This window comes from Corynebacterium sp. UMB2355A, assembly GCF_033877495.1.
GTDB lineage: Bacteria > Actinomycetota > Actinomycetes > Mycobacteriales > Mycobacteriaceae > Corynebacterium > Corynebacterium pseudogenitalium.
Genome location: NZ_CP138855.1, coordinates 892866 through 907341, shown reverse-complemented (window position 1 = coordinate 907341; position 14476 = coordinate 892866). Strand labels below are relative to the sequence as shown.

The window sequence follows — 14476 nt, the reverse complement described above, 5'->3', positions numbered from 1 at the left end:
GTACAATCCTTTCCGTTCGTTTTTATGCCTATATATTGAAAGGTCTTGCAATGGCCTCGACGATGCGTGAGTTGACGCTGCGCGGGATCATCATTGGTGGTTTGATCACCTTGGTGTTTACTGCTGCGAATGTGTATTTGGGGTTGAAGGTCGGGTTGACTTTTGCCACGTCCATTCCGGCGGCGGTGATTTCCATGGCGGTGCTGCGGAAGTTTGCTGGGCACAATGTGCGTGAGAACAACATTGTGCAGACGATTGCGTCGGCGGCGGGTACGCTTTCGGCGATTATTTTCGTCCTTCCGGGCTTGGTGATGGTCGGCTACTGGCAGGGTTTCCCCTTTTGGACGACAGCCCTGGTGTGTGCCCTGGGTGGCACGTTGGGCGTGATGTATTCGATTCCGTTGCGTCGCGCGCTGGTGACCGGGTCTGACCTGCCGTACCCGGAGGGTGTCGCGGCGGCGGAGGTGCTGCGCGTTGGCGACGGGGATAATGGTGGTTCGGAGCGCGATCACGCGGAGAACTCTGAGGGCCTGCGCGTGATTATTCTTGGTGCGGTTGCGTCGGCGTTCTACTCGCTGTTGGCGGCGATGAAGGCGGTGGCCAGCGAGGTTGCCGGGTTCTTCCGCGTTGGTGGCGGCGGCACGATGATGGGCGGTTCGCTGTCCCTGGCGCTGCTGGGCGTGGGCCACCTGGTGGGCCTGCCGGTGGGTATTGCGATGCTGGTTGGCGTCGTCATTTCCTTTGCGATCCTCCTGCCGATGAAGTCGGCGGACAACATGGGAGCAGGCCTGGAGCTGGCCGAGGTGGTTTCCACGACGTTCGCGGACGAGATCCGCTTTATCGGTGTGGGCACGATGGCGGTGGCGGCGCTGTGGACGCTGATCAAGATCGCGAAGCCGATTGCCACGGGTATTGCGTCGTCGTTGGCGTCGTCGAAAAAGAGACATGACGGCGTGGCCGTCGATGTGACGGAGCGGGACATCCCGTTCCCGATCGTGGCGGGAGTGATTGTGGCGTCGATGCTGCCGATTGGCATGCTGCTGTGGAACTTCGTCCGTGGCACCGACATCCACGAGCACGCGCTGTCGCTCACCATGATCTCGGTGCTGTTCATCCTGGTCATCGGCCTGATTGTGGCGTCGGTGTGTGGCTACATGGCGGGGCTGATTGGGGCGTCGAACTCCCCAATTTCCTCGATCGGCATCATCGCGGTGCTGTCGTGCGCGCTGCTGATTGGCGCGTTCATGGCGGGCACGGACGCGAATGCGGCCTCGCTGGTGGCGTACACGCTGTTTACGGCGGCGATTGTGTTCGGCATCGCCACGATTTCGAACGATAACCTGCAGGACCTCAAGACGGGTCAGCTCGTGGGGGCGACGCCGTGGAAGCAGCAGGTGGCACTGATTATTGGTGTGCTGTTCGGCTCGGTGGTCATCCCGCCGATCCTGCAGGTGATGCTCACCGGCTTCGGCTTCCAAGGCATGGAGGGCGCAGGCCCGGACGCGCTCGCGGCACCGCAGGCGGCCCTGATGTCCTCGGTGGCGAACGGCATTTTCAACAGCTCGCTGGACTGGGGCCTGATTCTGCTGGGTGCGGGCATCGGCGTTGCGCTCATCATTATCGACGAGACCCTCACCCGCACCACGGGCAAGTACAGCTTGCCGCCGCTGGCTGTGGGCATGGGTATGTACCTGCCGGTGTCGGTCACGGTGATCGTGCCGATCGGCGGGCTGGTCGGATACATCTATAACCGTTGGGCGCAGGTGCAGCGCCACCCGGACTTCGCGCGCCGTATGGGCACGCTGGTGGCCACGGGCATGATCGTTGGCGAGTCCCTGTTCGGCGTGCTCAACGCGGCGCTCATCGCGGGCGCGGCAGGGGAGAGCCCGCTGGAGGTGTTCACGGAGCAGTCCTGGACGCCGTGGTTCAGTACGGCCCTGTTCGTTGTGTTGGTGTGGTTCGTGTACTCGAAGACGCGCTCCAAGGTCAGCTCGGTGGCCGAAGACGGTTCCTTGCACTCGGCGGGCGAGAGTGCTAAAACTGTGTCTTAGCACTCGAGGCAATTGAGTGCTAACGTGGGTGAGGTTGGCCGCGCGTCAACCGTGCCGTCGCGGGCGCCTGCATTTTACGACGAATACAAGGAGAAAACTTACATGGCTAAGATGATCGCATTCGACGAGGAAGCACGCCGCAGCCTAGAAAACGGCCTGAACACACTAGCCGACGCCGTCAAGGTCACCCTTGGGCCGAAGGGACGCAACGTCGTCCTGGAGAAGTCCTGGGGCGCACCGACCATTACCAACGACGGCGTCACCATCGCCCGCGAGATTGACCTCGAGGACCCATACGAGAAGATCGGCGCCGAGCTGGTCAAGGAAGTAGCCAAGAAGACTGACGACGTCGCCGGCGACGGCACCACCACCGCAACGGTCCTGGCACAGGCGCTGGTCCGCGAGGGTCTGCGCAACGTCGCAGCTGGCTCCAACCCAATGGGCATTAAGCGTGGCATCCAGGCAGCCACCGAGAAGGTCTCCAAGTACCTGCTAGACAACGCGAAGGAAGTAGAGACCCAGGAGGAGATCGCCTCCACGGCTGGCATTTCGGCATCCGACCCGGAGATTGGCAAGAAGATCGCTGAGGCGATGTACGCCGTCGGCAACGGTGCGGTAAACAAGGAATCCGTCATCACCGTTGAGGAGTCCAACACCTTCGGCGTTGACCTCGAAGTCACCGAAGGCATGCGCTTCGACAAGGGCTTCATCTCCGCATACTTCGCCACCGACATGGAGCGCGGCGAAGCCGTCCTGGAAGACCCATACATCCTGCTGGTCTCCTCCAAGATCTCCAACGTCAAGGACCTCGTTCCGCTGCTGGAGCAGGTCATGCAGTCCGGCAAGCCACTGCTCATCATCGCCGAGGACGTCGAGGGCGAAGCTCTCTCCACCCTCGTCGTGAACAAGATCCGCGGCACCTTCAAGTCCGTCGCCGTCAAGGCACCGGGCTTCGGCGACCGCCGCAAGGCCATGCTGCAGGACCTCGCCATCCTCACCGGCGGCCAGGTCATCTCCGAAGAGGTCGGCCTCTCCCTGGAGACCGCCACCCCTGAGCTGCTCGGCCAGGCACGCAAGGTTGTCGTGACCAAGGACGAAACCACCATCGTCCAGGGCGCCGGCGACCAGGCCCAGATCGACGGCCGCGTCAAGCAGATCCGCGCCGAAATCGAGCACTCCGACTCCGACTACGACCGCGAGAAGCTGCAGGAGCGCCTGGCCAAGCTGGCCGGCGGCGTCGCAGTCATCAAGGTTGGCGCAGCCACCGAGGTTGAGCTCAAGGAGCAGAAGCTGCGCATCGAGGACGCCGTCCGCAACGCGAAGGCAGCCGTCGAGGAAGGCATCGTCGCCGGCGGTGGCGTCGCCCTCCTGCAGGCCTCCCGCGAGCTTGTCGACGACCTCGGGTTCGAAGGCGACGAAGCTACCGGCGTCAAGATCGTCCGCGAGGCGCTCTCCGCACCACTGAAGCAGATCGCTCTGAACGCGGGCCTGGAGCCAGGCGTTGTCGCCGACAAGGTAGCCAACCTGCCTGACGGCCAGGGCCTGAACGCCTCCAACGGCGAGTACGTGGACATGATGGAAGCCGGCATCAACGACCCGGCCAAGGTGACGCGCTCCGCACTGCAGAACGCTGCCTCCATCGCGGCCCTGTTCCTGACCACCGAGGCCGTCGTTGCCGACAAGCCTGAGCCAGCCGGCGCCGCCGGTGGCATGGACCCAGACGCCATGGCAGGCATGATGTAAAACGCTAGTTTCTGACTGGCTTTCTCCCGGGTGCCCCGCTTTCGTGGTGGGGCGGCCCGGGATTTTTGTGTTCGGGGTTGTTCGGGTTTCGGGGTGGGATGTGTCGCTCCGAGCTGACTCGGAATTTTGTGAACAGATTTGCGTGTGGTTCGGCATCGGTTTCGCGCTGACTAGCGTTGGTCGACCGGAAGAGGTCGACCGGAATGATTGTGGCAGCAAAAGGCCCCGGAGAGAGCATGCCTGAAACCGTACCCGCAGCAGCCTGGAAAATATGAGGAAATTCTTAGAGTTTTAGCGGAGAAGATAGGCATGAATGTCTAGCAATAATGGACAGTTGGTTACATAAGCAATGGTCAACGAATAAAACCGATTTGCTCAGCGAAAATCGGAGAATATGTCGACTGAGAAACCTTGAGATTCGTTCAAATCCGCCTGGACAAAGCGGGGGGGGGGTGATTAGATTCAATGTGTTCCCAAAGTCGGGCCATTGACGCGTGCGCAAGAAATCTAAACTTCTTGAAGTGCGCTGAGGGCCCTGAGCAACCTCTTTTGGAAGGAAACCAAATGGCAATTGCCCTCAAGAAAACCGCCGCGATCGCAATCGCAGCAGGCCTGACCTTCGCCGGCTCCGCTGGTATCGCGGCGCAGGACGCGATGGCGCAAACGATGAATGATGAGCCAGCTGTAGCAACCGATGTCCTGGATGCCGGCACGATTGGTGATGCACCGGCCAAGCTGACGATCCATAAGATGGTGAACCCGACCGAGCTTCGTAACGCTACCGGTGAAACCGACCAGGGGGCATCTGGGAAGCCGCTGCCAGGTGTGAAGTTCACTGCTCAGAAGATCAAGGGCATATCACTCAGCAGTCTGTTTTCAACCAAATCGCCAAGTTTGCGAATGATCGTGATGTGGCTGGTGCCACAGCCCTTGGTCTGGAAGGCCAAGAGTACACTGGCACTACCAATGCGAAAGGTCAAATCGCTTGGGAAAACATGCCTGTAGGCGCTTACCTCGTCAAGGAGACCAGTGCTCCTGAGGTGAAGTCCCCAGCAACTGAAACCTACGTCACCGCTAAGCCTTTCATCGTTTTCCTGCCGATGACCACTCCAAAGGGTGACGGTTGGAACCGCGACGTTCACGTTTACCCGAAGAACTCGATGGCGAAGGTCAGTAAGACCGTCGTTGATCAGGATAAGAACACCAAGAGCGACGCAGCTCAGGGTGAGCAAGGCAAGCCAGGCTTCCTCGGTGCACGTCCCGCAGATAATGCCGTAGTTGAGTACACCCTGGACGGCGTTGTTCCGGCCGCACCGGAAGGCCGCGAGCTGAAGAACATCACCCTCACGGATGCTTCGAACAAGGCTGAGCTTCAGTGGGATGAGAACTTTATCGTGAGCGTTGAGCGTGTTCGTGGTGCGGATACGACTCCGATCACCAAGTACACGCCAACGGGGATTCAGAAGCTCGATCCGAATCTCAACAACTCCAACATCGCTGCTGGGGCAAACCAGACCTTCAGCGTCACGGTTAACCCTAAGGAAGCAGACCTGCAGCCTGGCGACATCGTCCGCGTCACCGTGAAGGCGACGATGCTGAAAGATGACACTACATCAAAGGGCATCGAGAACTCGGTGAACCAAACCTTCATTTTCCATAATCCAAAGACGAAGACGGATGATGAGCCGAAGCAGACGCCGCATGACAAGGTTGTGACCTACGTTGGTGACATCTCCGTGTACAAGCGTGGAGAAGTTGATGGTAAGGATAACCAGCCGCTTGCTGGTGCTGAGTTCCAGATCGGCAAGTGCAATGCCAACAAGGACGACCTCGACGGTGGCGCTATCCAAACTGGCATTACCAACGCGGATGGTAACTTGACCTTCCCAGGTCTTCACGTTACTGACTGGGTTAATAACGCTGCGCCGACTGAGACTGTAGCTAACTACTGCATCAAGGAGACCAAGGCTCCTAAGGGCTACGAGACTCCGAAGGGTAAGGCAGCAGTCCGCGAGATCGTGCTGACGAAGGAAACGACTAACAAGCTCAATGCTGGTAAGACCGCATTCGAGGCCGTAGCTGGCTCGAACGAGATCGCTAACGGCGCTGTGGTCGACAACCTGAAGAAGACCACGCCGACCCTCCCAGCCACGGGTGGCATGGGTATTTTGATCGTGGCCCTGGCGGGTCTCGCGATCATCGGCGGCGGTGTCTACGCGGCACGTCGTAACTCCCGCACTGCGTAATCAGTACGTGGTGTAGGAGCCCCCTGCGGAAAGCCCCGCAGGGGATGGCCGGTCGGCGGGAAGGCCTAAAATTCCCGCCCCAGTTTTGGAAGAAGGGGACGTCGATAAGGCGTTCTGGATGAAAGGAAGACGCGGTGGCAACAGAGGTGAAGGCGAAGCATCGGCGGAGCCGGCGCAGCAATCGTTCTTCAGGCGTATGGCGCTGCCCGTCATCCTGGTGCTGGTGGGCATTGCGGTGCTCATGTACCCGGTCATTGCGACGCAGTGGAACAACCGGGTGCAGGAGCAGATAGCGAAGCTCTACGAGGAAGAACTGCAACAAACACCAGTCGAAGAAGTAAATACGGCATTCGAAGCCGCGAAGGCGTACAACGAGGCGCACACCGACGGGCCGATCCTCGACCCGTGGCTCGCCCGCATCAGCGAAGACAACGCTGATTACAAGGAGTACGAGCGTCAGCTGGAGGGTGTGTCGGCGATGTCGCAGATCGCGATTCCGGCGATTGACCTACGCCTGCCCGTTTTCCACGGCACGGCGGAAGACACCCTGCAGAAGGGTCTCGGTCACCTGTACGGGTCGGCGCTTCCCACAGGTGGCAAGGGGTTCCACTCGGTCATCACGGGTCACACAGGCTTGACGACGTCCACCCTGTTCGACAACCTTTCCGACATCAAAGTCGGCGACGCCGTCTACGTCTCTACGTTCGGCGAGCGCATGAAGTACAAGGTGTACGACATCGAGGTTGTCCTGCCGGATGAGACCGACAGCCTGCGCGCCGACCCAGAGCGCGACCTGCTGACGCTGATCACCTGTACGCCGTACGGCATCAATACGCACCGGTTGCTCGTCCACGCGGAGCGAGTGCCCATGGACCCAGACGAGGCCAGCGTCCTCGACGACTCCACCTCCACCCTGCAGTGGTGGATGTGGGCCCTCGGCGGGGTGTCCCTGCTGATCCTGCTGGCGCTGATCTGGTGGGTGTACCGCGAAAAGAAGAAGAGCGACCGTTCCGGCGCTGTGAACGAGGAGGTTCTGTCCTAATGCGCTTGTCCCAACTATTGGCAGCGTGTGGTGCAGCCACGATGCTTGCCGCGGGTGCGTTTTCGCCCGCGGTGGCTGACGTGCGCCCAATCAGCGGTAATGACGCCAACCTGAATCCGGCGAGCATCGACAAGAATAAGCCGATCCAGTTGCTGCTGAAGAAGCAGGGCACCAACCCGTACGACCAGGTCCCGGCCGGTCAGAAGCCTCCCGCCATCGCCGGCGCCAAGTTCACCTTGTCGAAGGTGCGGGGCATCGACATCACCTCGGAGCAAGGCCGCAACGTGGCAAAGAAAACCACGCTTGACGACGCCCGCTCGCGCGGCCTCGACGTCATCGAAACGAAGGCGACGAACCAGCGCGGCGAGGTCATGTTCGACAACCTCACCCCGGGCCTGTACCTGGTGGAGGAGTCCGCGCCGGACACGAAGTACGAGTACCACCTGAGCAGCCCGAAGCTGCTCATCCTCCCACTTCCTGACGAACGCGGCATCCGCTACGAGTACGAAAACGTCCTGGTGATGAAGTGGGACAAGAGCTACGGCACCCCACCACCGTGGGAGCCTTCCGAGCCACCATCAACGACGCCAACAAAGCCCGGTAACACGGTGACCACGACGAAGACGACGACGTCGACACCTCCTCGAGTGAGCACCACCATCCGGACGACGTACACCACGACCCCTCCGAATGGCACACCGACAACGGTGACGACCACGGTGCCGTCGACAATCGTGACAACGAAACCGAACGGGGTGGTCACGACGGTGACCCACCCCCGCGCCGTCCCCGAGGAAGAGCGCGGGTCGCTGGCGTCCACCGGCGCGAACGTGCTGTGGGCCGCGGGACTTGGCGGACTGTTAATTGTGCTGGGATTGTTCCTGGCGCGGCGAAGCAAGAACGAGACACGGTAAAGCGGAAGTAGGGAAAGAAAAATGCGAAACTTTATCAAACCTGCAGGATCTCCTGCTCGGCACCGTGCCCGTGGACTTGCAGCCGTAGTAGCCTCGGTGGCGTTGGCCGCCGGCCTGGGCGCGTACCCGGCCGTTCAGGCGGAGGAGACCACGACGGTCTCCGACATCACTACCGACGACGCCGGCCTGCCCACCTACTCGTGGATGGACGACGACACACCGTCTTCCTCCGCCACGCCTTCGGCGCCTGCCGCAGCGTCGGCCTCTAATCCGGCCTCTGCATCTGCTTCGAAACCAGCAGAGGCCCCGGCCACCGCGAACCCCGTGACCGTCGAGCGCAAGGGCGTCGTTGACCGCATCGTGGTCAACGACCCCGATGGCGAGGCATGGGAGTTCGGCGGCAAGGCGTCGAAGGAAAACATCTTCGCGCTCAAGCGTGAGGGCAAGGGCGAGATCAAGGAAGTCCTGTCCGTCACTGCTGATGGCCGCAAGCTCGAGCCTTACGACTACGGCTACGTGAACGCTAAGGATGGCGGTTTTGTGGCGTTCAACCTGAACGCCCTGCACACGATTCCGCCGCAGGTCGTTGAGATTGAGGCCCGCACGACCGACGCCGGTGAGTACGCGATCGCCGAGAGCGCCGAAGTGCCGTCCGAGGCACAGCTTGCCGAGTCTGGTTATGGCAAGGGGCGCCCCGCGGAGGAGGTTGCGGATTCACAAGACCGCGCTGCTGCCCCGGGAGATATTCCGGGTGTCCCAGGGCAGCAGGATCAAGAGTTTTCTCTTACCGATGCTAAGCCAGATTTCTTGGGGGACAACCCCCAAATTGAATTTAAGATCAACGAGACTGGTAACTGGCGAGTAACCAGGTTCGCCATCAAGAAAAACCGAAACGATAACAATACGAAGGATATCTCCGGTCCAGTTAGGATCCGCGTCGTTCGTCAGGGGGCGATTGTCGTTGACCGAACCATTGATTTCGCTAACGCGATTTTTTGGAATAAGAACGCCAAGGGAAAGTCTTATGACACGGAGTTTCAGCTCATTCCGAGTATTACTGACCTCTATATCAAGGGTGGCGACTCGGTAATCCTGAATCCCGTGGCACCTCCAAACGGTATTTACCGGGTCCAGATGTGGGGCCAGGACATGGACAATAAGCCTCAGGACCACAAGGTGAATGTCGCAGGTGATGGTATTCCAGTATCCTCGCACACGACTATTGGCGACAATCCGTACGAGACAACATTCGATGTTCAAGCGCGTTCTAATTTCTCAAGTGCAACAGTAACTCTGAGCCCTTCAGTCCGATTAGAAGATGTGTTTTTCTCTATTCCAATTGAGCAAACGGACGGTGTAAGGCTCGAAAATAAAGTTGAGACCTACCCGGATCGTGTGGTTATTACATGGTTCCCGACGAAGGACGGCCGCCGAATCGACTCGGTACCGGTTTCGGCAGACTCGACTGTGACGCTTCGGACTTCCTACAGATCGGCTCCAACCAGACCCGAGGACATCACTTTGCAAGGCTCCCTCGCGGCTCCGGTAGAGAAAGATCTTCCGATTCTTCCTTCAGCCGACGCTGACGTGTTGCCACTTACGCACGGCGATAAATGTGAGCTTCGCGATGTAAAATCTGTTCATCGACAGCCACCTCGCTTACTTTCCATTGCGGAGCAAAAATATGGCTTCCGACGATTTATCGTCGCGAGCCCACAAGCCTCTAGCAATAGAACTTCTTCGCAGCTGTATCTTCAGGTAGAAGACGGACAAGGTGCATTGCAGTCAGAAAAGATCGGACCCGCCAGCGGGTGGGTATATAACGCACTTGCCTACAACGAGAACGATAACTACCTCTATGCTGTTAGTCAGCCCAGGATTTCGGTGAAGACGGGCCACAGGGATGACCCTTGTTTCCCCGCAGGCCACTTACTGCAGATAAATCCTTATACGGGTGAAGTTTTTGATTTGGGCAAGCTTCAAGGACTTGATGGATTTCTTCCCGAGAATCATCCGGACAATACAACATCCAACGACCTCGGTAGCGGCATCAACGCAGGTACCTTCGATGATGACGGCACATACTGGGTCGCAGGTGCGTCTGTATGGGGTAGTGGCCGTCTTTACAGCGTGAATTTAGACACGATTACTGCAACGCTAAAGCCTGCAAAAAACGTGACTCTGCAAGCCAAAACAATCTGGAATCCGGGACAAACATTCCGTACGGTTTCAGAGGACTTTGTTGCCATCCCAGGTGCGAAAGGGTATCTGTGGGGCCTGCAAAGTGGGTGGGCGCAAAGCGATGGAAGGAACAAACAGCGCGTTTTCTTGGAACGTATTAGCACGAGCGGTGGTGCCCCCCTGCGCGTGGATATTACCGATATGAAGATGCCTGATGGGCAGACCGTCGGTCAGTTTCTCAACATTACAGACCAAGCGCCTGTTTGGGGACAAGCATGGGTTGAAGAAGACGGATCGATTGCTTTCGGAAAGGGTGGCCGGTCTTCCGTGGACTCGAACACAACGGAAGTAATCAAAATTAAGGTCGGGAACCCGACGGCGAAGGCTCCAAATCTCCTAAAAGTCGAAGTAGTCGGCGCTCAAACTGCACCGTCCTCATACAATACTGACGGTGCATCGGCAAAGGCTCCTACGACGACACCAGAACCAATTGTTCCAGACGTCACCAAAGAAGCGATTGGACAGTCTGCGAAGAAGCAGGAAGACGGGACCTATATAGTAAAATACCAGGTAAATGTAACAAACCCAGGAAATCGCGAGGCTGCCTATAGTAAGGTAGTCGACACTCCAACGATGCCGACGGGGATTGTTGTGAAAAAGACTTCTTGGTCCTTGGTCGATGAATTCGGGAAATCGTATGCCACGACATTTCAAACTGGCCAAGGTCCGTTTGTGCTATCTGGCGGTGGAACGATACAGCCGAAGGGGCTCAATAGATTTGGTGCTACAAGTAATGGCATCCATCAATTTAATGTTGAAATGACAATCTCTCTCGATGCCTATACAGGAAACGAGACTGGAGATGAATGTGCACCCGGCAAATCGCTTTTCAACTCTGTACAAGTTGGGCCCAAGGAGGCGAAGGCCTGTGTGCCTCCGCCAGAAGTAGAGAAAAAAGCTCGGCTTGTGATTGCAAAGATTTCTTCCGATGCAGTTTCGCACGAGCTATTGAAGCCAGAAAACCGTCTAGACGGTGCTGAGTTTATACTTCAAAAACTGGACGAAAATGGCCAAGTCATCGGTAATGGAATCCCAATGATTTACGATAAGGAGAATCGAATCTTCAAGTCAGAAGAATTGGAGCCGGGTCACTATCAGCTCGTAGAGACTCGGTCGCCTCAAGACAGTCTGGGTGTTTACAATCTTCTTGTGAAGCCGATTGTGTTTTCGTTGTCGGTGGACAACGGGAATGTGACGATCGCGCTAGATGAAGATGCCAAAATTGTCGCGACGCAGGTCGATAAGGCGGTGGCACCGAGCTCCTGGCAGCTTACCTCCCAGGATGCGGTACTGACCGTTGCCAACGTCCGCCAGGGCAACCTGCCCAAGACTGGCGGAAACGGCCTGCAACTGCCGATCCTCCTCGGCGGTGCGCTCATCGCCGCTGGTGCGTTGGTGGGACGACGACGGGTCGTCGCTTAGTGGAGAGTGCGTCCTGAGCGCGTGACGTTACGAACAAGCTGACGGGGCTTGGCGCTGATCAACAGTGATCGGGGCCAAGCCCCTTCGGGACTTTGGAGTGCAATCGACCAATTGCCGACAAGTGGCGCTACGGTGTAATGTCTTCGCTCCCGGTTTGAAAGTGAACCGTCTGACTAGAAAGCAGATTTGGTCACGCGTGAATCGGATTCGACTTTGGGCTTGTGGCAGCTCGGTGAGCGGACAAGGGCAAAGCGACGGGCGAAGCCTTCTATCTGGTACCGTAGAAAACGTTAGCCTCGAGGCTACCGGCTCTAAAAGGATTGCTTTTAGTTGCGTCAAGGTCTCTCGGGGTGCTTGTTTTTAGGGGGGCATCGGGGGAGATTGAACATGCCCCTTTTGAGGCTTATGGGAGGCCGCGCTCAGAGGAGATTGTGTTCTTTGGGTTGGTGGGGCCGTCGTCGATAAGGAAGACCTGCACCCGTGGCGATGGTGACTCTCAAATTACGAGCCTTGCCCTCGACCTCTTGTGTGTGTACATTGTGAGTACAAGGGTTTTGGGAGGTTGAAATGGCTGTGAAAGATAGACGGCTGAATCTGCGTACATCGTCAGTGCAGGAGGAGTGCCTGCGGCGTGCGGCTGAGGTGACGAATTCCTCGGTATCGCAGTTTGTGCTTGAGAGCGCTGTTGAGCGCGCTGCCAGAGTGCTTGCTGATCAGCGGCTCTTCGTGTTGGGGATGGACGATTTTTCTCGTGTGGAGGAGTTGCTTGCTCAGCCTGCCGACTTTTCACGGCTAGGTACGCTTTTTGCGGAGGAAACTCCTTTTGGCAAGGAGTTCAGCTTTGGAAGCTGATGGGATTCTTCACCCGCCACGTCGGTTGGAGAAGTCGGATAATCGGGCTGAGTTTCGGTGCGGGGAGGCGTCGCTTGATACGTGGTTTCACCGCTACGCGATGCAAAACCAGCGTGCCAACAACTGTGCGGTGTATGTATCAACGTGGAATGAGCGGGTCGTTGGCTACTATGCGGTGTGTACCGGGGGTATCGTCGCTAAGGTGGCGCCGGAGCGTTTTGCGAAGGGGCGGCCGGATCCTATTCCGGTGATCATCCTTGCACGGCTTGCGGTTGACCAGAATGCTCAGGGGAAAGGCGTTGGCAAGGCGCTGCTGCGCGATGCGCTGGAGCGCTGTTTTACCGTTGCCGTTGAAGTCGGTGCCGCGGCGGTAGTTGTGCACGCGCTGGACGAGCGGGCGAAGCAGTTCTACATGCAGCACGCTGGTTTTCAGGAGATGCCGGGGCAGCCGCTGCATCTTCTGCTGTCGGTGAAGGGGATTGAGCGGTACATGGCGTGATGGGGGCTGAGGCAGGTTTTCGCCGACCAGCTGTTAGGACTACGCATTTAGTAACGTGGTGTTCCCCTCACTCGGGCGGGTTGTGCACAACTAGAGCCAAAAACTGCAGATACCAACTACGCTGTTTTGGGAGCCGACTCCCACGTCTTGGACGAACCGAATGCTTTGCCTCGGCCAGCTGCAAGTAGTGGTGTCTGGGTGCTCGCAAAACGGAAAATGTACAAAGGGGAACACACGTCGACTACGCCTGACGTGTTGCTTATTTGGAGTAATAAGTAATAGTGCTAGTGCTAATACTGGGGGTGGCACATGGGCGATCTCAATCAACATAGGAAATTTTTGTCCAAAAGTACTGAAGAGCGGTTGCCTTCTCAGCGGCTTAAGGTCAAGCTCCTAGTTTGTGGATTTCTCCTATTAATCGGTGTAATTGCTGGATACTATATTTGGTGTTCAGACCTATCATGGCCGTTTTATTTGTCAAGGGTATGCAAATATGTTTTTCCTAGCTTGACCCCAATAGTTGCAGCTATAGCGTTGATATCTGGGTTCAAGACTATTGAGCAGAAAAAAGAGTCAGATGATCGCACCGAGTACTACAAACAGCTGCAATGGGCAATTGACAACTCTCTTACCAACAACGCCCTCATGCGATTGCAGTCACCGAGTCTCATTAGGAGCGTTTTGACTTCGCGCAAAATCGCCGAAGAAGAAAAGGAAATCGCACAGGCAGCTGAAGATTACGCCAATGCTCTTGAGGCTCAACTGCGCAAGGAGTCGAGTAGTCCAGGAAACCTTACGCCAGGTGGGGGTCTCGCTTTTGCCGAACCGGAACGAAATAGGAGTGGAACAAACACAACTCTTCGTTCACTTGGGATAATCCCATATTCCGTTGGATTCATTTGTATTTTTGCGATGCTCCTGCCGGTGCTCATTTTGCACTACGATGACGAAGATGAGGGGAAGGAGAAACTCAAATGACGACACGCTATCCGCAGCGACGTAAAGACAAAGCGCACATTTCGTCAGTCGACCCTGAAATTGTTGCTGCCCTTTTGGAAGCTGCCGAAACTTCACGTCACCGCACAGATGAATTCATGGCACGTCGCTACCCTGAGGATCGTTCGAAAAATAGGTTTTGGAAATCGTATTTTCTGAAGAAGCGCGCGTAGCATTTTCGAACAACAACGTAGTGAGGAAGTAGCCACCGCGGGGATGGCGGGTACCCCACGAAACGTCGCGCTGTTTTTGCCGATAACACCCTCCGGGCAGCTCGGATGTAGCCGTTGCGTCTGTCAGTAATCCAGTTCCTTAACGATGTTGCTGCTGGGTGCCGGCCGGTAAAGTGTGCTACCCAGTCGCAGACTTCGGGTGTGGTCATTTCTTCGCGGTGTTTGTCGATCGCGGACTCGCGGATGAAGGCCTTAGGATCTCAACCACTTTGTTTAACAGGTGACCCCAATTTGTGT

At 57.4% G+C, this 14476-nt stretch carries 11 protein-coding genes; all 11 read left to right on the top strand.

All coding sequences use genetic code 11. The features are described from left to right. Positions 1–50: 50 nt before the first annotated feature. The gene (locus tag R0V12_RS04405; RefSeq protein ID WP_320072913.1) at positions 51–2051 is read left to right on the top strand and encodes an OPT family oligopeptide transporter; all 2001 of its coding nucleotides are present in this window, start codon (positions 51–53) and stop codon (positions 2049–2051) included. Between the two features lie 102 nt (positions 2052–2153). Continuing rightward, the gene (gene groL / locus R0V12_RS04400; protein ID WP_320072912.1) at positions 2154–3794 is read left to right on the top strand and encodes a chaperonin GroEL; all 1641 of its coding nucleotides are present in this window, start codon (positions 2154–2156) and stop codon (positions 3792–3794) included. Between the two features lie 564 nt (positions 3795–4358). Then, positions 4359–4799 carry a hypothetical protein gene (locus R0V12_RS04395; protein ID WP_320072911.1) on the top strand — a complete coding sequence of 147 codons (441 nt, stop codon included), beginning with the start codon at positions 4359–4361 and terminating at the stop codon, positions 4797–4799. Next, a complete protein-coding gene (locus tag R0V12_RS04390) occupies positions 4706–6040 on the top strand; it encodes a SpaH/EbpB family LPXTG-anchored major pilin (RefSeq protein ID WP_320072910.1) in 1335 nt (444 codons plus the stop codon). The genes R0V12_RS04395 and R0V12_RS04390 overlap by 94 nt, the downstream gene beginning before the upstream one ends. A 118-nt stretch (positions 6041–6158) precedes the next feature. Then, positions 6159–7082: a class C sortase gene (locus R0V12_RS04385; protein ID WP_320072909.1), complete on the top strand. Its 924-nt coding sequence runs from the start codon at positions 6159–6161 to the stop codon at positions 7080–7082. Then, positions 7082–7996: a SpaA isopeptide-forming pilin-related protein gene (locus R0V12_RS04380; protein ID WP_320072908.1), complete on the top strand. Its 915-nt coding sequence runs from the start codon at positions 7082–7084 to the stop codon at positions 7994–7996. Before R0V12_RS04385 ends, R0V12_RS04380 begins: the two co-directional genes overlap by 1 nt. Positions 7997–8017: 21 nt before the next feature. Next, complete coding sequence (locus R0V12_RS04375; protein ID WP_070361869.1) at positions 8018–11659, top strand: DUF6923 family protein; 3642 nt, start codon at positions 8018–8020, stop codon at positions 11657–11659. A 567-nt stretch (positions 11660–12226) separates the two neighbouring features. Continuing rightward, the gene (locus tag R0V12_RS04370) at positions 12227–12511 is read left to right on the top strand and encodes a type II toxin-antitoxin system TacA family antitoxin (protein WP_070361871.1); all 285 of its coding nucleotides are present in this window, start codon (positions 12227–12229) and stop codon (positions 12509–12511) included. Next, positions 12501–13010, top strand: a complete 510-nt coding sequence (locus R0V12_RS04365; RefSeq protein ID WP_070361872.1) for a GNAT family N-acetyltransferase — start codon at positions 12501–12503, stop codon at positions 13008–13010. Before R0V12_RS04370 ends, R0V12_RS04365 begins: the two co-directional genes overlap by 11 nt. A gap of 309 nt (positions 13011–13319) precedes the next feature. After that, on the top strand, positions 13320–13988 hold the full coding sequence (locus tag R0V12_RS04360; protein ID WP_143000799.1) for a single stranded DNA-binding domain-containing protein: 669 nt from the start codon (positions 13320–13322) through the stop codon (positions 13986–13988). After that, a complete protein-coding gene (locus tag R0V12_RS04355; protein WP_070361874.1) occupies positions 13985–14179 on the top strand; it encodes a hypothetical protein in 195 nt (64 codons plus the stop codon). Before R0V12_RS04360 ends, R0V12_RS04355 begins: the two co-directional genes overlap by 4 nt. Positions 14180–14476: the final 297 nt, after the last annotated feature.